Below are 23,072 nucleotides of genomic sequence, written 5' to 3'. Positions count from 1 at the left end.
ATTTTTTATTTCATTTTTATACCCAATGCCCTTGGATTTTCTTTATTTTGTCATTAATTGCATTTCGAATGATATTCATTTTTATAACTTTCGATCTTTGCCGCTACCAGATAATTGGTATCACAGCGTCCTACCGCAATAAATACGAGCAAGTTGCATAGCAGTCCTGCGATTGCGCTCAGACTGGTATCCCATTCGACCAGGGCTACGCTCAGAAAGAAGATGGCTTCCCCTGCAAGGATTCCGACGACTGCGCCACGTGAGGAGGATTTCTTCCAGAACAGCGCGCCCACTACAGGGATAAATAGTTGGGCTGTTCCGCCAAGTGCTACAATGCCTAAATCAAAAATATTCTGAGGAATCAGCAGAATCAGGATATAAGCAATAACCGATATGAGCAGCACTGTCCATTTGGCCACAAGCAGCAGCCCTCTGTCGGACAGGTTCTTGTTGATATATCTCTTATGCACGTCAATGGTATACACGGCAGACAAAGCATGCACCTGCGAGTTTGCAGTGGAAAAAATGGCAGCATAGATACCAACGATAATAAAGGTGTAAAAGAAAGGATGTGCATATTCCCGTATCAGTTTGACAAGGATCGAATCCGGATTCTCTACTTCGCCTGCTAAAACGGTACCTGCGCTTCCCGCAAAAAGAGTCCCGATACAGATGATAGAGGACAGATACAGAAGCAGCGGCAATACGTCAAAGTTCTTTTCACTGGCCGATGCATAATTCCTGATCCATATCTGAGGTCCCATAAAGGCCCCCACAGGAACCAGGATAAATAAAGCAAGCCACATGCCGATTCGTTTGCCGGCATCCACGCCTACGATCGAAACGTTTGCCGGGTCACTTTCAATGAGCAGGTCAAAGGTGTGTTTTACGCCTCCTGCCGTATAGATCAGAAAGATTCCCGAGCTGATAATGGCAACAACGATCAATGCGCCGTAGAAAATGTCCGTCAGCGCCACCGCCCTGAGTCCGCCGGCCCATATATAAATCACAAGAATGGCAAAGAAAATGATCCCGCTCACGTGCAGAGAAATAATTCCTTCCGTTGAAACGCTTAAGATTAAAAAACCAGCCAGAATCTGCACCTGGAGATAGATCATCGTTCCCGCGATGGTTATGATCGTAACGATCAGGTTCAGTGCTTCCGAGCCGTATATATCGTTGAAAAAATCTCTGGGCGTCATATAGTTATGAGTTTTTCCATAGAACCACAGCCTCTTTCCGACGAGAATAAACAGCACCGCGAAGAGAGCATCCCACCCCACCGTGGTCATGTAGATGGGCCCTTCCTCGTAGAAATAGGTGATTGCTCCAATAAATGCAAATGCACTCATCCAGGTCGAAAAAACGGTGGCATACATGCTGAACAAACCGAGCTTTCTTCCCTGAAGGATGAAATCAAGAGTCGTAGGAAGGGATTTATTTCTCGCAACCTCTGCCAGCAGCAAAGGTACAAATGCAAAAACGCTTACAATCATCAGCACAATAGCATTGGTTACCATGATGTCCTCCATAAGAGCAATTTCGATAAAAAACTCCAATTTCCGCTTTATTCTATCATCATTATAAACTATAATGAAAGATATTGGAGGGTTAATATGTATTTAAACTTACTTTTATTTTTTGCAATATTCTCCTTTGTAATCTCAATTTCATACTTTTACATGTTCTCTCACAAACAGGAAACGGTCTTGAAATTCTGGGGTTTTTCCTGGATTGCTTATTCCGTCAGTCTGTTATGCCTTGTGTTTTTTCTGAACACCCAAAGCATATTGTTTCTGGAACTGAGAAAAGTCGTTGATATGTTTAATCTCCTTCTTTTGCTTTTTGGTTCCTATGCTTTTATCCATATTAAAATACCGGCATACTGGTATCGGTTTTCACTGTATTTGGTTCTCCTGGCGATTATCTGCATGATCTACGGCTTTGATCTATATGCTTTTTATCTGCCAATTTCCGTATATCAGATCATCATCACAGCATTTACAATCTATATCATTGCAAAATACTGGAACATTTCCAGCGCGGAAAAGATGATTTCACTTCTGGTCTTTCTGATATGGGGAATCGGTAAGACCGTTTTATCCTTTGCAGCTATTTTTTCACATTTATCAGACAACACTTATGTAATCGAAATTATACTTTCAAATGTAGTAAACTTCTGTATCCTAACCATATATATCGAATACATGAGCAGTAAATCCGGCCTTGCGGATGCCCTGTACCGAACGGTTGTGGATAATGCCAAGGATGCCATATTTTATTACAGACTAAAGCCTTACGAGGCTTTTGAGTATGTTTCTCCGTCCATTGATACGCTTACCGGATACCACCCCTCGGATTTTTACAACAATCCGAGGCTTTATGTCCAGCTTGTTACAGATCATTATTTTGATATCGTCGATGATGCATTCCACGGCAATATTGCACATACCGACAAGCATATCATTCCCATCATCAGAAAGAACGGCGAGACCTTTTGGGGTGAGATCAACTTTACGGTTTTAAAGGACGAAAAGGAGCAACCTTTTGCGGTGGAAGGGATTCTTCGGGACATCTCTATGTTGAAGTATGCCGAGCTGACGCAGATCAATGAAAAAGAAAACCGGAACAAGCAGCTTTCCTATATCTCACATGAGCTCAGGACTCCCGTCACCCTCATCGCAGGATATCTGACAGCAATTGAAGACGGTACCCTCAGCAGTGAAAACGAGCGGAATGAAGCCATGAAAATCATTACATCCAAGACCATGCTTCTCAAGAATCTGATCGATGATCTGGATCAGCTTTCAAGGATGGAAACACATCAATTTACCTTCGACTTTATCACCTATACGATCACTGATATTATGGATTATCTTATCAGGGAAAACCTGGCAGATATAGAAGCTTCCGGATTCGAAGTGGAGTTGATTGCCGATTCCAATAAACTGCAGAAGCATTGGATCATTGCCGACCAAAACCGAATTAATCAAGTATTTTCGAACATTCTTGTGAATGCTATCAAATATTCTGCAGATCATAAAAAAATTGTTATCAGCTTCGACCTGGATCCTTCCGAGGAAAACTTCGTGGTTTCCGTAAGAGACTACGGAATCGGAATCCCCCCGGATAAGCTGCCCTATATATTTGACAGGTTTTTCAGAGACAGCAATGCGTCGGCAATTAAAGGACGAGGGCTCGGTCTGACCATCTGCAAAGAGATTATCATCGCTCATGGCGGTAAAATAACAGCAGTCAGTAACCCTGATTTTGCCGGCAGCAAATTCATATTCACTATCCCATTATATAACGAAGCGGGGAATATGCCCCCGCCTAGCTAGGTGGCGGGTCCAATTTATTTTAAGGAGTTGTAAAAATGGCTAAGGAAAAAATACTAATTATCGATGATGAAGTAGAAATCACCAAGCTGGTCTGCGCTTATCTGACAAAAGAACATTTTACTCCCATCGCTGCACACAACGGTAAACAGGCATTAGCTTTGTTAAAGAAAGAAAAGCCCGACTTGATTATCCTGGATATTATGCTTCCGGATACAGAAGGTTCCTCTCTTTCGCTGGAAATCAGAAAAACATCCAATGCACCGATCATATTCCTGAGCTGCAAGACACAGGAAATTGATAAAATAATAGCCCTGTCTGCAGGCGGCGATGACTATATGACAAAGCCCTTTATGCCCGGCGAACTTGTGGCCAGGATCAAGGCACATTTGAGGAGACAGTATTCCCTGTCCAACCTGGCAGCTGAAAATCAGAATAACATTTATGAATTTGACGGGCTGATTATAGATTTTGATACCCATGAGCTGTCTGTAAACGGCCGGCAGATCGCGCTGACGTCAAAAGAGTTTGAAATTCTGAAACTTTTGGTGGAGAATCCGCGAAAGGTTTTTTCTGCAGACAGGATCTTTGAAACAGTCTGGAAAACCAACTGCATGGAAAACGACTCCAAAACGATCATGGTTTATATCAGCAATCTTCGTAAAAAAATCGAGGAAAATCCGAATAATCCTCGATATATACTCAACGTACGCGGTGTGGGCTATAAATTTAACCAATCGTTATTTAAATAGATACCAGGATTTTTTACAGCGGAGGATACAATGAGCAGGAACAAATTTATACTACTGGTTATCATTTTAGCCGGACTCTACTATTTTTCACCCGATGATGGGCTATCTCGCATGATAAAAGTAAATGCTGTTGCAGTATTGCCTTACATACTGATAGGCCTAATCCTTTATCTTGCAATTACCATTCACCTCTTAAAACGAGCATGGAAAAAGCTGGATAGTGAGCTTACCGATGAAAACGTCGTAAGTTTTTCAAAGATGATGAATATCTCTTTTGATGTGGTACGGATGTTGGGGGGATCCAATTTGCTCTCCTTATACAATAAAGTAAATTTTGCAGATTCCGTCTCTGTGAATTCCAAAAAGCTTCTGTATGAAGCAATGCGGCGAAAAAGACTGGATGTGGCGCCGCCGGGGCAAAGGGCGGAAGGAATCCGGAGCTGATGTATGGAAAGTAGGTTGGTAATCAAAATTAACAACCTACTTTTGTTATTTATGCTTTCGTGAAAGCATCTCTATTTCTGAATCCAAACAACCCGAGCCCTATAAAGATGGCAGAAAGGCAAATCAGCCAGAACAAAGGGAGCAGCGGTAAATTCGAAATATGAATCGTATAGTGGACATAGGAAAAAGGAGAAATATGCATCAGTGACCAATCAATAACCTGTGCTTCCCAGGCGACTTCCAATAAGGTAAACGACAGCCAAAGAACCCAACCCAGTACGGTAACTCGAGGCCATAATCCATATAAGAAAGAGGTTATACCTGCAAGTAACCATACCGGCGGTATTTTGGAAATACTCATCATAAAAATGTGCCAAAAGTGATTGCTTAAGTCATCGGCTGCAAGCCCATAAATCAATCCTCCGGCAGTACCCATAGCCAACAGCAATGCAGCAGAGCCTGAGAATGCGACAACCAAATGACTGCTCATCCATCGGATTCGGCCGACTTGCTTATCCAACAGCATTTCTGTTCTGCCTTCCTTTTCTTCTTTTTTCAGACATAACACAGCAGACATAGCGTAAACAGCTACCATTAGTGACATCAGGTAGATGCCTATACTGATAAAGACATAACCCAAACCCGCCTCATCCGTCCAATCTGTACCGCCCAGATTCGTCAGCCAATCACTCATCCCCCCTGCATTGGATAAAACGGGAGAGATAGCTGCAAACACAGCAATATACAATACTGTACCCACCATCCAGCCGGAGAAACTGCCCTTATGCAGCCTCCAGGCCAGCGCCAAAGGGCTGGAGAAATAGAGAGCCGCTTCACGCCGACCGGAGCGGGCCAAAAGAACTCCTGATCCCAGATCCCTTCGAGCACAAAGTACATAAGCAATGATTGCCGGTAACACTGCAATTGCTGCAAAAAACAGTAAGTTCCATTCATGATTGCCGGCAAATGGCCGGGTTACCCGCTGCCATGCCATGGGAGTAATCCATCTTAATAAGGTATCGCCTCCTCCGAAGTTATTTAAAATTGCCAGCATGACTCCTAAACCCAAAGCCGCCGCCCCAATGGCTCGGGCACTTCCGCTGCTTTCCCGCAGCTGGACACTAAAAGCACCTATTCCGGCAAAAAAGCATCCGATTATCGACATGGTCATTCCAAACAGAAAGGAGCTGCCGACAGCACCGCCAAGTCCAATGAGACTCAAGGCAATCAGCACTCCTGCTGTTAAATTTGAAGCGTAGCTTAAAATCAATGCGGCAGTGAGGTTTGCATAGCGGCCCACGATACAGGCACGAATCAACTCACTGCGGCCCGTTTCTTCATCTGTACGGGTGTGCCGAATTACGGTAAGCAGGCTACCCATTCCCAATGACAAGGCGAGCAGCGAAACAGTCCGCCATACCAGTGCTCCGGGAAGATTCATAGACATAACCGGACCGAGAAGTGCTGTAATCAAAGGATCCTTGTTAAATTCAATAAGAGCCTTCTGTAGTCCCTGTCCATGGTTGTCCATAGCAATAAAGGTAGCCGCATTTGCCAGAAGCAAGATCGTGGGTAGAAATATCCAAACAAACAGCAGGAACTGATCTCGGCGCAGATATAATCTGAAAAGTATTTTGGTGCCTGCAAAATTCCTGGTTTTCATCTCTAAACTCCTCCTTTTTCTTGAAGATCATCACCATAATGCCGCATGAACAACTCCTCCAAACTGGGTGGTTCGGCTGTCAAAGATCTGATGCCCAAAGGCAGCAGTGCCTCCAGCACCTTTGTCATGGAATTGGAATCTACAGAAAAACGATATTTAAGCCCCTTTCGGGACAGGTCGTAAACTCCGGACAATTTTTCAAGTTCTATGGCCGTACTGTCGGTTTCCACGGTGACGGTGGTGCGGGTGAGATGCCGAAGCTGAGACATGGTTCCCGACTCCACAATCTTCCCTTGCCGTATGATGCTAACGCGGTCGCATAAGGTCTCTACCTCAGAAAGGATATGGCTGGACAAAAGCACAGTCTTGCCGGCTTTTTTTACTTCCGCTACACATTCCTGAAAAATCACTTCCATAAGGGGATCAAGTCCCGAGGTAGGCTCATCCAGAAGATACAATTCCGCTTCACAGCTGAAGGCTGCCACTAAAGCTACCTTCTGCCGGTTTCCTTTGGAATAGGTTCCGCTCTTTTTGGTCGGATCAAGCTGAAAACGTTCCAGCAGTTGTTTTTTTCGGGAAATATCCAGTCCCCCATGCAGCCTCCCGAGCAGGTCAATGGTTTCGCCTCCGGACAAGTCGGGCCACAGAGTAACGTCACCGGGGACATATAGAAGCCGGCGATGTAATTCCACCGAATCCTGCCAGGGATCTCCTCCAAGCAGTGTCACTTTTCCCGATGTTTTTCTTAAAATCCCCAATAGAATACGAATCGTCGTAGACTTTCCGGCACCGTTGGGTCCTATAAACCCATGGACTTCTCCTTGTTGTACTGTAAGATCAATTCCCTTTAATGCCTGGGTGGTACCAAAGGACTTGGTTAGCTTTTGAATATCGACTACATTCATGTCCATCCCTCCTGTTTTATATGTTTTATAACGTTTTATTATATATCTCTATAATATTCAATTTCCGGACTTTCGTCAATAGTTTTGGATATTTTATATTGACTCATTATAAAACATTTAGTATCATTACAGTATCATGAAGCTGAGGTGAAAAGGATGAACGGATACGAACGAAGAACAGAGTTGAAAAAAAATAAAATACGCACTGCTGCTTTAGAGCTTTTTTGTGCGTATGGTACAGACAAAACCAGTATCGGGGAGATCGCTGAAAAGGCTGGTGTCGCCCCTGCCAGCATCTATAATTATTTCGGGAGCAAAGAAGGTTTGATGAAGGATACCGTTATGAACCTTCTTGAAAGCGGCTGGAAAGCAAGAAAAGAACTATGGGAAACGGACCTGCCGTTTCCTGAATTAATGAAGCGTGCCGTCTCCATGAGTGATGATTTCATTGACAACATCAATCTGGAGGCACTAAGAGCATTGCTTGATACCGACCCTGAGGTAAAAAAGCTGGCAGATGATTTTTATCAACACAGATATCCTGATATCGTAGGCAAATTTATCGAAAAGGGCCGCAGGGAAGGATATATTCGCAGAGAACTATCTATAGAAGCAGCTACGCTTTATTTAAGAATGTATCAAAATGTAATTCAGCAGCCTGATATGCTGCTGAATAGAAATAAAGATTTATTGAAAGAATTATGTGATTTAATGCTGTACGGACTGGCGGGACAGTCTATCTCCGAAGGATCTTAATACTTCAAATTTATAATACAGAAGCAATTTGCGACATACCAATGATTTGGCCGCGTGCATTCAGCGCTTTCACCTGAAAATAGGGGCCTGCTGAAGGAACGGGAATATCCGTTTCAAAACCGGTACGGGGGATACAGGGAACTACTACCGACAAGGTATTGCAAGTCGGACCTGCCAGCACCTGCCAAGCTGCGGTTTCAGTCGATCCGTTCCACGATGCATAAACAATAACAGCTTCACATAATTGTCTGACAGCGATACTTGGCGGATAAAGGGGCAAGCCTACCCATTTGTTCTTGAATGCCCTGTAAGAAAGATTTTGATTAGGAAACTGCATATCGTATAAAAAATTTGAAGCAGGATTTTCTGAAGTATTACCTTCGTATGCAAATTCTGAAAGATAAGGCTCCTGCCCCCATCCGACGAACTGATTACCATTAGATAATCCTTGAACATTTCCCTGACTCGGTACATATAACGCCGGATCGTGATAATACGTTCGGTCTTTGTATGCCGTCATGCTTTGAAAATCAAGCTGAAGAATCAAACCACGTGCCTGGCCTTCCGGCGGAGAGCTTGAAGAAGCGCAGCAGGCATCATCAAATAAGCTGATCCGGTTTCCTGGTCTATAGCGTGCATCGTGCTGCCAGGCGAAACCGGCTTTCGGACCAAATGAAAAATTGCTTCGTTTTCCGCCAAGCTGCCATATGATCTTTCCTGTTTCTTTATCAATATTATATATGGCCCACATGTTTCGCATACTGATCAAAAGTGTATTATTCGGCCCTTCTTCTACTGAATTTACGTGATAGCAATCCCAGATATTATTGGAGCTTACTGCAGATGAAGCGGGTATCATCGAGTCGGCCGGATTTACATGAGCAAGTACATCCCAGAAAAAAAGAAGTCGTCCTGTCTCGATATCGACTTCTTGAATGGAATAGTCATCAAAATACCCTTTTGGAGGACCTCCATAGGGAGTCAGATTAGCCGGCACTTGTTTTACAGCAGTAAACAAAGCAGTATTTCGTTTTGTAATCGTAAATTCATGAACATCAGCAGTAAAACCCATCTTTGCAGTAAGTTTCTGAATCACGTTATAATTTTCATTAAGAATCTGAAAATAGGCCCCAGGCTCAGGATCTCCAGCCGGAAGATCAGGGGTTGCAGACTGAGTTCCTGATATAGTTCCCTGCCACATGGTAAGAACCGGCCTGCCTTTGTAGGATTGCACTCTAAAGTCCGTATTTTGAACGTAGATGCTTCCAAGGGGTCTGAACCAGACCGGAATACCCATCTGATCCATAATAAGCGCGCCTGTCTGCCCAATCATAATTTCCTCATATGCAGTATATGGCGCGACAAATAGGAAGCCGGGAGCTGTACCCGGTTCATTTACATTTATAGTAACCTTCATGGGATGCAAAGCAGGAGCTGAAACAAAGTTCCATACCTGTGGCCTCGCATGATCTAAATAGTTTCGTGATGCTATTTCTGCTCTAAAGTTATTTATTCGGTTATCCATTCCCATTCATCTCCTATATATTTTACTTTATATGTAAAATATAGGCAATCCTGGTTTTACCGGACACAGAGATCTTATGCATTATATAATATGAAATTCAGCCCGGCAAGGTGTAACTATCACATGGTTTTCACATCAGGAATATTATGAAATGTACTAATTTAGTCTTAATGATAAAGGTGAGATCATTGAATAAACAAATATATCAGGAAAGAAAAATAAAAATGATGGGAGGTCTTACCGATATTCCCGGAGTCCTTGTGGGAAACGCTGAGGACAAAGGCGGTCGTACCGGATGTACAGTGATACTTTGTCCTAGCGGAGCAGTGCCCGGTGTCGACGTAAGCGGTGGCAGCCCCGGCACCCAGAATACAGACTTCCTGCGTGCCGGCACCGCGGAATATCCCGTATATGGCCTCCTCCTCACAGGGGGCAGTTTCTTCGGATTACCTGCAACTGGCGGAGTCATGCGCTGGATTACTGAACAAAGGATCGCAGAGGTTCCTCTTGTCCCTGCGGCGGTCATCTTCGACCTTCCCTACGCTCAGGGTTCTCCTCCGCCTGATGCAGCTCTGGCTTATGCCGCTTGCCAGGCTGCAAATGGGGGTCCCCTGGCAGAAGGAAATGTAGGTGCCGGAGCCGGGGCAACGATAGGGAAAATCTACGGAAGGCCAATGAAAGGCGGACTGGGAACTGCTTCTCTGCACATTCCGGGAGGCCCCGTGGTGGCGGCGCTGGCAGTCGTCAATGCTCTCGGAGATATATGGGACCAGGGACGCATCGTCGTGGGCGCTCTTCGCCCTGACGGAGACTTTGTCAATCAGACCCAGGCATTGCTCCATAATGTGCCGTCACCGTTATTCTTCACCAGTACTACCATCGCGGTAGTGGCCACCACGGCGCGGCTGACCAAAGCAGAAGCCAACCGGGTGGCAAGGCTCGCCGACGATGGCATGGCGAGGTCCATCTCCCCCAATCATACGCAGTGGGACGGAGATACCATCTTCTGTCTTGCTCTGGGCCAGCACACCAGCAACCTCTCCAGCGACGCCCTTATAACGCAGGTTGGCACAGCTGCTGCTACAGTCCTGGAGCAGGCTATTATACGGGGAGCACTGGCAGCACAATCAGGAGGATGCACTCCGTAATACAAACGGCAAAGCAAAGCTGCAACATGACTTGCCCTGTCAGCACTGGAAGCGAAGGAGCTTTGCTGCCGTTGGTTAAGCCTTGACACTTTGATTGCGAAAGAACTTCACGGCCAGCACCAACACCCATAACAGATAAGAATAGATATTGATTCGCTCCATAATTCCAAGCCAGGGTGTCGGCAGCTGTGCCGCCACCTTGGGACCTTCCATCCCTGCCAAAGCTCCAAACAGGATGATCACCAAAATTGTCACAATGGAATACAGTCGGAACCGCTTTCCATATAAAGCAGTTCCAAAACCTACTGAAAAAAGAATCAATAGTACGGTTACACCTGTAAAAATAGCGTGTATAACATCGCTTAATGTCTTTTCGGCACCGCGTAAGTGCATGGGAAAAAAGAGCAGTGTTGCAAGTCCCACGATTCCGCTGCCTATCAGCAGAATTCCCGTAAAGCGTGCGCGCTTCCGGCTGTCTGCCAGACAAATACCTATCCCGAATGCAATGACAAGTATATCATAGATACTGAAAAGTGTAGCGACAAAAGGCCTGGTCGGAGCTCCGACAGCCATCAGCTCACTGACAGCCTGAGAAGTGTAGCTGTAGCCCTCCCACTGCATGGCTGCAAGTATGTCAGTACTGACATACAGAAGTGAAGAAAGGATACCGCAGATAAAAAGGATCTTTTGATCGAATATCTTTGTTTGAAGCTCTCTGCCGCCATTGACTGCAGTTATTAATTTTGGTTTCATGTTATACCCCTCAAAAATTTCTTACTTAAAACATTTTCCTACAGACCGCTCCTTGGAGAGGTTTATTCTTTGTCGGAGCAATCCATCAACCCTTTCATTGTAAATTCCGCCAAATACTCTAAAACTTGCGGGAAATATTTTATCCCAATCTCTTCTTTGTGTGTTTCTATCGTTACTAAAGAAGAAAATATGGCCATAATCATCTCGGCTTCAATGTCGTTTCTTACTTTTCCTTCCCTTTGCCACTTCTTTACGATCTCAACGAAACTGTCATATAGAAAATCAACACTTTCAAGTCCCTTTTCTTCCCGAAAGCTTTGTTCAATTCTGGTAAAAACATCTCTGTTATACCATTCCTTCAAGATAGGATTCGAAGCCATTCCCTGAAGATTTAAAAACATAATTTCCTTCATGACATTTAAGGGGCTGTCTTCCAAGTGAACGGACTCCATGATCTCCTTTTTCAATTTCACGTTTTCTTCCAGGTAAATCTCCATAAACAGCTTATCTTTGGAAGGATAATAGTTGTAGAAAGTTCCGGTAGCGATACCGGCCATTTTTGTTATTTCAGCTATATTTGTATCTTTAAATCCCTTGGTACTGAACAACTCTCTTCCACACTTCAGTATATCCGCTTTTTTATCGTTCAAATCTGTTCCCTCCCTGTCTTTGCAAACCTCTTTATTTGTGTTGACCCATCTTACGCCCCAGGAGATCAAAGAAACAACCTGCAATCTCCTTTACCGGCCTTAACGAGATGTCATAATAGTAAGCAGACTCAAACCAGCCTTTCTCTTTGTAATAAAAATAATCAAAGTAACTTTCGTCAAGAGACTGAATACTTGATCTCGACATTCTGAACAGCATCAGCCGAAAGAAGGTAGGTACCGGCGGTGTCGAACGAACAAGCCCTTTATAAAATTTTTCAGAAGATTTCCGAATCTTCTGTTTTAGTTTTTTCTGCTGCTGCTCGTTCATTGGTTCCAGCGTCGATACACAACTGCCCGCTGTCACATGAAAACCAAGATTTTCTCCCATTTTTTCAAGATATTTCAGTATGTTATTTCCGCCATAAATGCCCTGGGTAACAATTGCCGTAAAAGTTTTTCCAAAGAATCTCGGCCTATGTAATAGATAGGCAAACCGGTCAAAAAAGTTTTTCATACGTGCGGATACCTGAAAGGCATAATTGGGAGTAGCAAAAATAACGCCATCCGAATGTTCCAGCTTCTCAAGCAATACATTCCTGTCATCTTTCAGAGGACAAAATTCCTCCCCTTTATCAAAGCATACCTTGCAGCCCTGGCAAAACTCCAGTCGATACTCACTTAAAAAAACATACTCGAAATCGATTTCACCGTATTGCTTTAGATCTCTTTCAAATTCCTGAATTGCCTGAAAGGTTGATTTTCTGCGTGCACTCCCTATGAATGCAGTAATTTTTTTCATGCGAGGAATCACCCCTTATTTAAAATAGAAAGCATTTAGTTTATTTACAAAAAAAGATATGAATGAATATTTTTTTATTCATTCATATCGTAGCATAGATCTCTATTACCGTCAATCAAAATGTTTTGATACTAAGCTCGTGGTTTTAAAGAACATGGCAGAATGACATTACGCTTAACTTGAAGTCAGTTCGTCATATTCATTTTCTATCCTGAGAAGATTTCGCTGATTTTCTATTCTTGGTTCACTTACTTTATGAACAGTAGTACGAAGGGGCATCTCCTTCAGTAAAAAGGTTAGAACCAGCGCCACCACAAGGACAATGGTTCCAGTCAGGAACACATTGGAGAGAGAAGTCGCCAGGGCCTGTCGTAATCCTTCCAGGAGTTGAGCAAAGACTGGTTGAGCCTGCTCGGGAAGGCCGTTTTGGATCACGCTCAGTTTGGATTGGTCAAGAAGCAGCTGGGGATCCATTAACCGAGTCAACTGTTTCGTCGTCTCCGAGTCCAGTCCGGAAGAGTTTAATCCGGCACTTGCAGAAATCAAACCATTCATTTTATTGGCTATGCTTGTAGAAAGAACCGTACCCATGACAGCGATGCCGATGGTTCCGCCAAGATTACGGAATAATTGAACGGAAGCGGTGGCAACCCCCAGATCCTTTGAATCAACCACATTCTGAACAGCCAGCATGAACACAGGCATGCCAAGTCCAAGGCCGGAACCGAAAATAATCATGCTGAGTACTGCAACAGGGATATTCTTCATGATGATCATTAAAAACATTCCGAATACCATAATGGCCATTCCAGTCAGGGCCAAATTTTTGTATTTCCCTGTCTTTGTCATTCGTCGTCCTGTATAAGCACTCATAGCAAGCATACTGATAGACATAGGCATTGTAACATAACCGGCATAGGTAGGAGAAATTCCCATAACGCCCTGCACATAAAACGGCATATACATAAGGGCTCCCATCATACCGGCATTCATAATGAAACCGATGACATTCGAAATCGTAACCACACTGTTTTTAAAGATATCCAGTGGAAGAACCGGTGTCTTTACTTTCCTTTCCGTAAAGATAAAAAGCACTAAGGCGGTAAGGGTGAAGGCAAAGAGTCCGATGATCATGGTTGAACTCCACGGGTATTTCGTACCTGCCCATGAGAAGGCCAGAAGCATCGGCACAATGGTAAGGGTCAATAATAAGGACCCCGGGTAATCGATAGATTGTGATTCCTGTCTCTCCACTTTAGGGAAAAGGAATAGAATCATAAAAAAGGCCAGAATTCCAAGGGGGAGGAAGAGCCAGAATACCCAGTGCCATTCGAAGTGATCCACGATATATCCGCCAAGACCTGGGCCCAGGATACTTGACATCCCAAAAATAGCACTCATAAGTCCCGACCATCGCCCTCTTTCACGGGGTGAAAATAAGTCACCTATGGCGGTGAAGGCTGTTGCCATGATAATGCCCGCTCCCGTTCCCTGAATTCCTCTGTAAACGATTAACTGAATAATATCCGTTGAAGTTCCGGCAAGGAATGCGCCTGCCATGAAGATCACAATTCCTGATAATATGAAGTACTTCCGGCCGTAAATATCCGAAAGTTTTCCTACTAAAATAGTTGAGATTGTTGAAGTTAAAAGATATATGGTAATAACCCAGGTGTAATATTCCATCCCGCCCAACTTGGCGATAATGCGGGGCAACGCCACTCCGACGATGGTTTGATTTATGGAAGAAAAGAACATGGATGCAATAATTGCAGCCATGATCGTAACTTTGCGCTGATAGGTCAAATGCTCCATTCGATTCGTCTCCTCTGATCTGTTCGATTAGTCTCTCTGAATTAGTTTGGTTTGGTGTAACCAAAAAACTTATTGTTCAAGTTGTTCAAGTTGTTCAAGGTTATTGGATATTTTATGGTAAATCCGAATAAGGTGCTGAATATCTTCATCCGGAAGGCCCTGAAAAAATTTCATCGTAACCTTGTTTTGCTCCTGGGTCAGGGATTCTACAAAAGCTTTCCCTTTCTCAGTAATTTCCAGATACACAACCCGCCGGTCTTCTTTGTCCCCTTTACGTTCCGCATATCCTTCCACTACCAGCTTATCCGTGGCACTGGTAATGGCTCCGGGGGTTGTTTGCGTCAGTTCGGCAAGCTGAGCTGCTTTTTGAGGACCTGAATGATTCAGGCTTTTTAAAATAAGATATTGAGAATGGTTGATTCCTTGAAGTTGATTGTTCCACTCTTTTTTCATTCTTTTTAAGAGATTGTAAAACAGTTTTAGCAACTCTTCATGATCGGTCATATGCTGCTCCTTTTATCTAAAATATTCAATAACTTACCCTGAAAATAGTTTAATATTAAATATTTTAACATTAAACTATTTTAGTTTAACATTTTAACGTTCATAAGTAAATAGTTTGCTCAAAAAAGAGACGAGTCCGTTGAAGATTATGGTTACCGTAATGCGTTTTAGTGATAGGAGAATTATTAACTTTGAAAAGCTGCTTTGGCAATAGAAAGGATCGGATTATAATCATATGAATGATAGATATATATACTTGATTTTTACAAAAACGGGAACTTGGCTTTCTAAACTGATCTACCTATTTGCTCGTATAAAATATGCGCATTCTTCTATCAGTTTCGATAATAGCTTTACTAAAATGTATTCTTTTGGCAGAACAAACCCCGAAGATCCCTTCTCAGGCGGGTTTGTCGTAGAAAACCTATATGAAGGGGTCTACAGGAAGTATTCCGAATGCGAGTGTATGATTTATAGAGTCAGAATAACGGAGAAACAGTATTGTATGCTGGAAAAACAGATTGATCATTTTCTGAAAGAACAGAAGAAATACAAATATAATTTTCTTGGTCTGTTAGGGGTCCTGCTCAAGCGGCCTATAAAAAGGGAAAACCGATACTTTTGCTCTCAATTTGTTTCAGAAATTTTAATGAACAGTCATGTTTTTAAATGCAGAAAAGTTCCTGAACTCATCTGTACAAATGAACTTCTTATGATAGAAAACAAAGAAATGATCTACGAAGGTTTTTTAAATTTATAAAAAGCAGATAGACAGGCTTTGTTTTTTACGTTACCCGCTATCTGCTTTCCCTTATAAACTTAATATATATTCAGATTCTACAGTTTGCCTCTCAAATTGGAAACCTCTTTTTGCGCTTCGCTCTTATTGAATATGGCATATCGGAAGAATGCAAAACCGTCCACTTTTCCTGTAGCCCTGGCCGCCAGCACCTGTCTTGCAATGATATCATCATAACGCATCCATTCTGAAACCGAATTATTATCGGAAACATTGGTTCCTGCATTAGCCATATTCAAGCCTATATATAGTTTCGCATTTCCCTTTTCCGCAAGACGAATCCAGGTCTGCAAATTATTCTCGAATGCGTAGGCTGCAATATTGCCGGAAGAATCTCTTCTCTCAAAGCCCCAGTAAAGCTGCGGCATAATGTAATCCACATATCCCGGATTAGACAGCCAGGTATCAATATCAACAAAGTAAGCGTTATTCTTGCGTAAATTGTCTACATTGCCCGCAGGGCTGATTCCAAATTCAATATCAGGATCAATCTCCTTCACTGCCGCATAGACATCCTTTACCATCATATTTACATTATTACGGCGCCAGTCTGCAATGCTCAGTGTACTTCCCGAGGCATCATATTCCGGCTTGTCAAAATACGAGGAAGGATTGCTGTCATTCACGGAAGGATAAAAATAATCGTCGAAATGGATCCCATCCACCTCATAATTGGAGGCAATTTCACGAATTCCGTCTACCACCAGCTGTCTTACCTGGGGAATCGAAGGGTTCAGATAATATTCCCCGTTATGTAAAAGCGCCCACCTGTCGTTGGAAGCATCATTGTCAAAAATCCAAACTTTTACGGGATTACTTGCTGACACCTGATTCCAATAACTGCCGTACCCCGTTACCCTGTAGGGATTCAGCCATGCATGGAATTCGAGTCCTCTGCTGTGCGCTGCCGAAACCATATATTCAAGAGGATCGTATCCCGGATCAACACCCTGTGTTCCGCTGGCAAAGGACGCCCAGGGAAAGTATTGTGAGGGATACATTGCGTCACAGTGTGAACGAACGTGGACAATAACGGCATTCATGCCCAAATCAACGCAGCTGTCAAACATTTTATCGATGGCCGTCTGAAATCCCGCCTTGTCTTTTGGCATTTCCATATACTCAAGATAGGAAATCCACATAGCACGAAGCTCACCATCCCGCGATACTCTTCCTCCACGATTTGGTACTGCAGGTACTTCTGTAACGGTTCCATCTGTTCTGACAATAACGGTTCTGTTGCCGCTGTCCCATGCAACTCCTGCTCCAAAAGCTTGCAGAACAGCTTTGATAGGCAGATAGGTCAGGTCCTCCCTGATCACTGCCGAAGTATCATTGACCACCAATTCGCCATTTACCAGAATATATGCCTGTCCAATCGGGACCAGCACTGTTGTTCCATTTTTTACAACACTGACGGTTCTGGTATCGTTGTCCCAGGTGACTTTAGCCCCGAAGGCCTCCATGACACCGCGAAGCGGCACCAATGTCCTGCTGTTGGAATCAATAAACGGCTTACCATATCCATTTTGGAATGCCACAGATTCACCGTCAATCGTGACTCCTACGTCTGTCGCCGCAAATACCGGGGCCTTACCCCATGGAGTAAAGCAAACTGCCGCGATCACCAGCAAGGTTGCAATCCCCAATGTTACCCTTGCATAAATCCTAAAACTCTTTTTCTGATTCATCATCCCATACCTCTCTGCATCTGTTGCTAAATCTGTTTTAAACACACTTCAAGTTCATATTTCTTAATATTGTTGATATAATTTTATGGATAGGGTTTCTGCATGCCTTAGAGAAATCATGTTCCGTACATTATAATAGCATAAAGTTACCTTCTTTTCATCTTTTTTCTACCCCCAACCCCCTGTTATTATTTCATTCAACTGCCATAGTATCAGCTATGGTTCTAACATATATAAAAACAGGGCCGAAAATGGTTATTCGCCCTGTCTTTACCAAAACAACTATGCATTGCTGTTTTATGGGTTTACACGCCCGGCGGTCTGAATTCAAACCAGGCTCGGACGGATAAGCTTGTTCCTTTATTCCATTACAATCTTAATATGATACTTGTCTTCAATATCATTTTTACGTAATCTGGCTTGCTCCGCAGAGTTTTGCCTGTTAAAGGGCAGGTGATCAATATAATCCAAAGCTTTTTGGAATTCACTTGCCGCTTCCGCGACCTGATTTTCATCTAATCCCCTTAGTTTATAATTTGGTCTTCCCAACGGGTTCTCGATTTCTATTTCTATCATCTTTCTTTCCCCCTTTCACTCAAACCTTACTGCGCTTTGTATAATGAGTGTGAAGCAATTCATGAGATCTATGCCCCAGTGGTTTCCCGAGATACTCTTGATACAGGTTTTCTATATAAGGATTTTCATGAGATTTTCTAAGAGCTTTTCCTTCATCTTCAGCGTAGATTGCCTGTATTCTCTTCTTTCTGACTTCATCATTCGTAGGCCTGGGCTGACCTCCTCCGCTGATACATCCGCCCGGGCAGCCCATCACTTCTATGAAATGATAGGGACTCTCTCCCCTTTGGATTTCTTCCATCAATAATGAAGCGCCTTTCAATCCGCTGGTTGTTGCAACTTTCACGGTGATTCCGTTCAAAAATTCCCATTCTTCTTTTGCATCCTCAATGGTCAACTCTGCAGTCTTGATTCTCTCAAGCCCCTGTATAGGCACAACATGAAGTTTGTCAAAAGGAAGTTCCCTTCCTGTAACAATTTCATATACGGTACGTAGAGCGGCTTCCATAACTCCTCCGGGTGCTCCAAAAATATCCGCAGCACCGGATGAAAGTCCTAATGGATGATCCATAACGCCTTCGGGCAGTGATACAAATTCGATTCCCGAATTTTTAATCATTTTCGCAAGTTCTCTTGTTGTAAGAACAGCATCAACATTCGAAACACCGTTATTGATCATTTCAGGCCGAGTGATTTCAAATTTTTTAGCCGTACAAGGCATTACCGATACAACAAAAACATCCTTGGGATCCACCTGGATCTTTTCTGCAAAATAACTTTTACATAATGCTCCAAGCATCATATGCGGAGATTTACAGGAAGAAAGATGCTCGATTTGTTCAGGGTAATAGTGTTCGATATACTTGATCCATCCTGGGCTGCAGCTCGTAATCATCGGCAGCGTCGGACCAGTGTCAGTGGGTTTGAATCCCAATTTTTCCAGTTTCTCCGTATCAATAACCTTTTGAGAATAAAGATAACTTACAATCCTCCCCAGAAATTCGGTGCCTTCCTCCATAATGGTCAAATCTGCTGTAAAATTGGTATCGAATACATAGTCAAAATTCATTTCTTTTAAAGCACTGACCATTTTGCCTGTCACGATGGTTCCAGGTTCATATCCGAATTCCTCCCCTAATGCAACCCTGATTGCCGGGGCCGTTTGTACGATTACTGTTTTATTCGTGTGAAGCAAGGCTTCCCATACCGCCTTTGTCGAATCCTTTTCCTTCAATGCACCCACCGGACATACCGTCGTGCATTGTCCGCAGTAAGTGCATGCAGCAGATCCTAAAGGCAGCTCACTTCCCGGACTCACTTCGGTGGAAAATCCTCTGAACTGGGGATTTAATATGCCAACCCCTTGTACTTCGTTGCAAATCGTAACACACCTTTTGCATAGAATACATTTGGAATTATCTCTTGCTATCGAAGGAGACGTTTCATCGATAAAGTCTTTTGATTTTGCTCCCTCAAACCTTGATTCATCTACCTGTATCAATTCTCCGAGCTTTTGAAGCTCACAGTTCTGACTGCGCGAGCATTTCAGACAATCCTTGGGATGGTCTGACAACATCAATTCATAGAGTATCTTTCTCGCTTTTCTTACTCTGTCTGAATTTGTGTGAATTACCATGCCTTCACTGACAGCCGTCATGCAGGAAGCCTGAAGGTTTTTAGCTCCCTCTTGCTCGACGACACAAATCCTGCATGAGCCGATTTTATGAACACCCTCAAGATAACACAAGCTCGGTATCAGAATATTATTTTGTTTTGCCGCTTCCAGAATGGTCGTACCCTCTTCTGCAGTTATTCTTTTATTGTTTATTGTAAGATTGATCATTTTCTCACCCCCTTATTGCCTTCTGTCGCATCTTAAGCATCTCATGGCTTCAGCGATTGCATTTAACCGGTGGAAACCTCTCGCTACTTCTTCAAAACTATGTTTTCTGGAATCCATATCGATATATTCCATTTTGAACCGCTCATGTTCTACCAATTCAGATTCATCTATGAGGTCCGGCAGTTCAATGGGTTCTCCTTTATTTAGTTGACCGCCGCCGCCAAGATAAAGATCCATAGCGCCTGCAGCTTTCTTCCCGTCTGCAATCGCTCTGATGACTACATCCGATCCCCTTACTACGTCCCCTCCGGCAAAGACTCCCGGCATTGAGGTCATGAGCGTATCCTCTTCAACGACGAAGGTTCCCATCTTGGTTACTTCAACCTCATCTTTCCTGATAAAAGGAAGATCAGAGTACTGGCTTACTGCAGGGATCACATAATCAACATCGAGAAGAAATTCGGAGCCTTGGATTCTGACTGGGTTTTTCCTTCCATCCTTGTCAAAACCAGACAGTTCCATTCTGACACACTTGACCTGCTTTACCATGTCAGTTCCGAGAAATTCTACCGGTTCCACAAGTTCATGAATGATAACGCCTTCCTCCATTGCATCTGCTACTTCCCGTTTATCGGCAGGCATATCCTCCATCTTTCTTCGATATAAAACATGTACTTCATCGGCTCCAATCCTGACAGCAACTCTTGCAGCGTCAATAGCCGTATTCCCGCCCCCTATGACTGCAATAACACCATTCAGGGATGAGAATCTTCCGAGGTTGACGTCTTTTAAGAAGTCCAACCCGTGATAGACACCTGGCAGTTGTTCCCCTTCCACTCCGATCTTTCTGGTAAACTGGGTCCCGGTGGAAATATAAACAGCGTCATGTTTTTCTCTCAGCTCATCAAAGGTAAGGTCTTTTCCGATTTCGATATCCGTTAGAATGTGAATGCCAACCTGCTTGATTGCATCGATTTCTCTTTTCAGAACTTCTTTCGGCAACCGGTATTCAGGAATTCCGAACAGCAGCACACCTCCTGCAACAGGCTGCGCTTCATAAACAGTCACATCGTAACCAAGCCTCCCTAGATAATAAGCACAGGTTAATCCGGATGGACCTGCACCGACGATTCCGACGGATTTAAATTTTTTAGGAAACACCAAATCCGTGAATGGATCATGGTGCTTCATGGCTTCGTCCGCAGCATACCGTTTCAAATCCGCAATTGCCAGGGGCTCATCCAGCTGGCCCCTTCTGCATTTACTTTCGCAGGGATGCGTGCAGACCCTTCCGCATACGGATGGGAACGGATTCTCCTGTCGTATCAGGTTATAGGCATCTTTGACTCTCCCAACAGCCACCAGGGAAATATAGCCAGGCACGTTGACATTAGCCGGGCATGCATTCTCACAGGGGGAAAGAAACAATTCGGAACATACCCCCGCTCTGCAGTATTTCTGTCTGATATGCTCATCGTACTCGTCCCTGAAATATTTGATTGTACTCAGCACAGGATTTGCTGCTGTCTGACCCAAGCCGCACAAAGCTGTATCCTTAACCACTTTTCCGATTTCCTCCAGCAGTTCCACATCTCCTTCCCGCCCTCTTCCGGTTGTGATTCTTTCCAGAATCTCCAGCATTCTCTTTGTTCCCAGTCTGCAGGCTACACACTTTCCGCAGGATTCCTCCTGTACAAATTCCATAAAATATCTGGCCACATCTACCATACAAGTATCTTCATCCATGCAGATCAAACCGCCTGATCCCATGATGGCACCAAGCTCAACCAGAGAATCATAATCCACAGGTGTATTCAGGTGTGCCTTTGTGAGGCAGCCTCCGGAAGGTCCTCCCGTTTGAGCGACCTTAAACTTTTTCCCTTTTGGTATTCCGCCGCCTATATCATAGATGATTTCTCCAAGGGTGAGACCCATTGGAACCTCAATGAGACCTGTATTATGTATATCCCCAGCCAGGGCAAAGACCTTTGTTCCTTTGCTTTTTTCCGTTCCCAATTCTGAAAACCAGTCCGAACCCTTACGAATAATGATCGGAACATTTCCAAGTGTCTCAACATTATTGATGACGGTAGGTTTCCCAAACAATCCTGACTCTGCAGGAAACGGAGGCTTTTGTCTCGGTTCGCCGCGCTTGCCTTCAACCGAACACATGAGCGCAGTTTCTTCACCGCACACGAAGGCACCGGCGCCGATTCTGATCTCGATGTCGAAATCAAACCCGCTTCCGAAAATATTTTTCCCCAACAAATTTCTGTCTCGGGCTTCCTTGATGGCATATTCCAATCCCTCCAACGCAAGCGGATATTCAGCCCTGATATAAACATACCCTTTGTTTGCCCCCATTGCATATCCGGCAATGGTCATTCCTTCCAATACGAGATGCGGGTTCCCTTCCAAAAGGCTCCTATCCATGAATGCGCCGGGATCCCCTTCATCTGCATTACATATGACATATTTTTGATCTCCTTTTGATTTTGCTGCAAGCTGCCATTTTACCCCTGTAGGAAATCCGCCTCCGCCTCTTCCCCTCAGTCCGGATTTTTTAATCTCATCGATCACCTGCTCCGAGCTGAATTCATTCAGAACTTTTGCGAGGGAATAATATCCGTCATGGAAAATATATTCTTCCATAGACCTGTAATCAATCATTCCGCAGTCTCTCAGCACGACCTTGCTCTGACCTTTAAAAAAGTCGATATCCTGCATATAAGGCACCTTTTGACCGGTGCTTCTGTCGGAATAACAGCATTCTTCTACGATCTGTCCCCCTAATAGATGGGTTTTAACAATTTTTTTCATATCCTCAGGTTTTAATTTACAGTAAAAAACACCTTCAGGAAGTACGCTCATTCTGGGCCCTACGTCACAGATACCGATACAGCCTGTAAGACTTAATTCTACAGAGGATAACATCCCTTCCTTTTCCAGTTCTTTTAAGAGAGACTCTCTTACCTCCTTACAGCCCGAGGAAACACATCCTGAACCGGAGCAAAGGAGAAGTCTGTACCGGTATTGAGCTGTTTTATTTTCAAATTCTTTTTTTATCAGATCAAGATCCTGAATGGTACTTATTTTATTATTCATATCTTT

Annotated in this window: 19 protein-coding genes; 6 read left to right on the top strand and 13 right to left on the bottom strand. The window is 43.7% G+C overall.

The features are described from left to right. Positions 1 to 53 precede the first annotated feature (53 nt). A complete protein-coding gene (locus KCX82_RS15935; protein WP_227019484.1) occupies positions 54 to 1,520 on the bottom strand; it encodes a sodium:solute symporter family protein in 1,467 nt (488 codons plus the stop codon). Positions 1,521 to 1,682: 162 nt separating this feature from the next. Here KCX82_RS15935 and KCX82_RS15930 point away from each other — a divergent pair, with 162 nt between their 5' ends. Genes KCX82_RS15930 through KCX82_RS15920 form a run of 3 tightly spaced genes read left to right on the top strand, consistent with a single transcriptional unit; the run spans position 1,683 to position 4,534 of the window. After that, entirely contained in the window at positions 1,683 to 3,341 is a 1,659-nt protein-coding gene (locus tag KCX82_RS15930; protein WP_227019483.1) for a sensor histidine kinase, read from the top strand. A 35-nt stretch (positions 3,342 to 3,376) separates the two neighbouring features. Then, complete coding sequence (locus KCX82_RS15925; protein WP_227019482.1) at positions 3,377 to 4,090, top strand: response regulator transcription factor; 714 nt, start codon at positions 3,377 to 3,379, stop codon at positions 4,088 to 4,090. Positions 4,091 to 4,120: 30 nt separating this feature from the next. Then, positions 4,121 to 4,534, top strand: coding sequence for a hypothetical protein (locus tag KCX82_RS15920; protein WP_227019481.1), 414 nt, complete (start codon positions 4,121 to 4,123; stop codon positions 4,532 to 4,534). 49 nt (positions 4,535 to 4,583) lie between these two features. Here the strand turns inward: KCX82_RS15920 and KCX82_RS15915 are convergent, their stop codons facing one another. Both KCX82_RS15915 and KCX82_RS15910 read right to left on the bottom strand, forming a co-directional pair. Beyond that, positions 4,584 to 6,197 (bottom strand): ABC transporter permease, encoded by a 1,614-nt coding sequence (locus KCX82_RS15915; RefSeq protein WP_227019480.1) that lies wholly within the window; start codon positions 6,195 to 6,197, stop codon positions 4,584 to 4,586. Between the two features lie 2 nt (positions 6,198 to 6,199). Next, complete coding sequence (locus KCX82_RS15910) at positions 6,200 to 7,102, bottom strand: ABC transporter ATP-binding protein (RefSeq protein WP_227019479.1); 903 nt, start codon at positions 7,100 to 7,102, stop codon at positions 6,200 to 6,202. Between the two features lie 156 nt (positions 7,103 to 7,258). Here KCX82_RS15910 and KCX82_RS15905 point away from each other — a divergent pair, with 156 nt between their 5' ends. Next, positions 7,259 to 7,858: a TetR/AcrR family transcriptional regulator gene (locus KCX82_RS15905; RefSeq protein ID WP_227019478.1), complete on the top strand. Its 600-nt coding sequence runs from the start codon at positions 7,259 to 7,261 to the stop codon at positions 7,856 to 7,858. Between the two features lie 10 nt (positions 7,859 to 7,868). Here KCX82_RS15905 and KCX82_RS15900 read toward each other — a convergent pair whose 3' ends face one another. Further along, positions 7,869 to 9,383, bottom strand: coding sequence for an arylsulfotransferase family protein (locus tag KCX82_RS15900; protein ID WP_227019477.1), 1,515 nt, complete (start codon positions 9,381 to 9,383; stop codon positions 7,869 to 7,871). Between the two features lie 188 nt (positions 9,384 to 9,571). Between KCX82_RS15900 and KCX82_RS15895 the strand changes: the two genes are divergently transcribed. Further along, the gene (locus tag KCX82_RS15895; RefSeq protein WP_227019476.1) at positions 9,572 to 10,531 is read left to right on the top strand and encodes a P1 family peptidase; all 960 of its coding nucleotides are present in this window, start codon (positions 9,572 to 9,574) and stop codon (positions 10,529 to 10,531) included. A gap of 75 nt (positions 10,532 to 10,606) precedes the next feature. On the opposite strand, the gene KCX82_RS15890 is transcribed toward KCX82_RS15895, so the two are convergent. From KCX82_RS15890 to KCX82_RS15870, 5 genes are all read right to left on the bottom strand, one after another. Continuing rightward, a complete protein-coding gene (locus KCX82_RS15890; RefSeq protein WP_227019475.1) occupies positions 10,607 to 11,284 on the bottom strand; it encodes a DUF998 domain-containing protein in 678 nt (225 codons plus the stop codon). Positions 11,285 to 11,346: 62 nt separating this feature from the next. Further along, complete coding sequence (locus tag KCX82_RS15885; RefSeq protein WP_227019474.1) at positions 11,347 to 11,934, bottom strand: TetR/AcrR family transcriptional regulator; 588 nt, start codon at positions 11,932 to 11,934, stop codon at positions 11,347 to 11,349. A gap of 31 nt (positions 11,935 to 11,965) precedes the next feature. Next, complete coding sequence (locus KCX82_RS15880; protein WP_227019473.1) at positions 11,966 to 12,733, bottom strand: flavodoxin family protein; 768 nt, start codon at positions 12,731 to 12,733, stop codon at positions 11,966 to 11,968. Between the two features lie 174 nt (positions 12,734 to 12,907). Beyond that, on the bottom strand, positions 12,908 to 14,548 hold the full coding sequence (locus KCX82_RS15875; RefSeq protein WP_227019472.1) for an MDR family MFS transporter: 1,641 nt from the start codon (positions 14,546 to 14,548) through the stop codon (positions 12,908 to 12,910). A gap of 69 nt (positions 14,549 to 14,617) precedes the next feature. Next, a complete protein-coding gene (locus KCX82_RS15870) occupies positions 14,618 to 15,052 on the bottom strand; it encodes a MarR family winged helix-turn-helix transcriptional regulator (RefSeq protein ID WP_227019471.1) in 435 nt (144 codons plus the stop codon). 466 nt (positions 15,053 to 15,518) lie between these two features. Between KCX82_RS15870 and KCX82_RS15865 the strand changes: the two genes are divergently transcribed. Continuing rightward, positions 15,519 to 15,812 carry a hypothetical protein gene (locus KCX82_RS15865; protein WP_227019470.1) on the top strand — a complete coding sequence of 98 codons (294 nt, stop codon included), beginning with the start codon at positions 15,519 to 15,521 and terminating at the stop codon, positions 15,810 to 15,812. A gap of 77 nt (positions 15,813 to 15,889) precedes the next feature. Here KCX82_RS15865 and KCX82_RS15860 read toward each other — a convergent pair whose 3' ends face one another. From KCX82_RS15860 to nuoF, 4 genes are all read right to left on the bottom strand, one after another. Beyond that, positions 15,890 to 17,545: a family 10 glycosylhydrolase gene (locus KCX82_RS15860; protein WP_227019469.1), complete on the bottom strand. Its 1,656-nt coding sequence runs from the start codon at positions 17,543 to 17,545 to the stop codon at positions 15,890 to 15,892. 357 nt (positions 17,546 to 17,902) lie between these two features. After that, on the bottom strand, positions 17,903 to 18,118 hold the full coding sequence (locus KCX82_RS15855; protein WP_227019468.1) for a hypothetical protein: 216 nt from the start codon (positions 18,116 to 18,118) through the stop codon (positions 17,903 to 17,905). Positions 18,119 to 18,137: 19 nt separating this feature from the next. Continuing rightward, positions 18,138 to 19,961 (bottom strand): NADH-dependent [FeFe] hydrogenase, group A6, encoded by a 1,824-nt coding sequence (locus KCX82_RS15850; RefSeq protein WP_227019467.1) that lies wholly within the window; start codon positions 19,959 to 19,961, stop codon positions 18,138 to 18,140. Positions 19,962 to 19,973: 12 nt separating this feature from the next. Then, positions 19,974 to 23,066 (bottom strand): NADH-quinone oxidoreductase subunit NuoF, encoded by a 3,093-nt coding sequence (gene nuoF, locus KCX82_RS23425; protein WP_227019466.1) that lies wholly within the window; start codon positions 23,064 to 23,066, stop codon positions 19,974 to 19,976. Positions 23,067 to 23,072: the final 6 nt, after the last annotated feature.

This window comes from Sinanaerobacter chloroacetimidivorans, assembly GCF_018128545.1.
Taxonomy (GTDB): Bacteria; Bacillota; Clostridia; order Peptostreptococcales; family Anaerovoracaceae; genus Sinanaerobacter; species Sinanaerobacter chloroacetimidivorans.
Note: the sequence above shows the minus strand (reverse complement) of the source record. Positions and strands in the feature narration are given on the sequence as shown.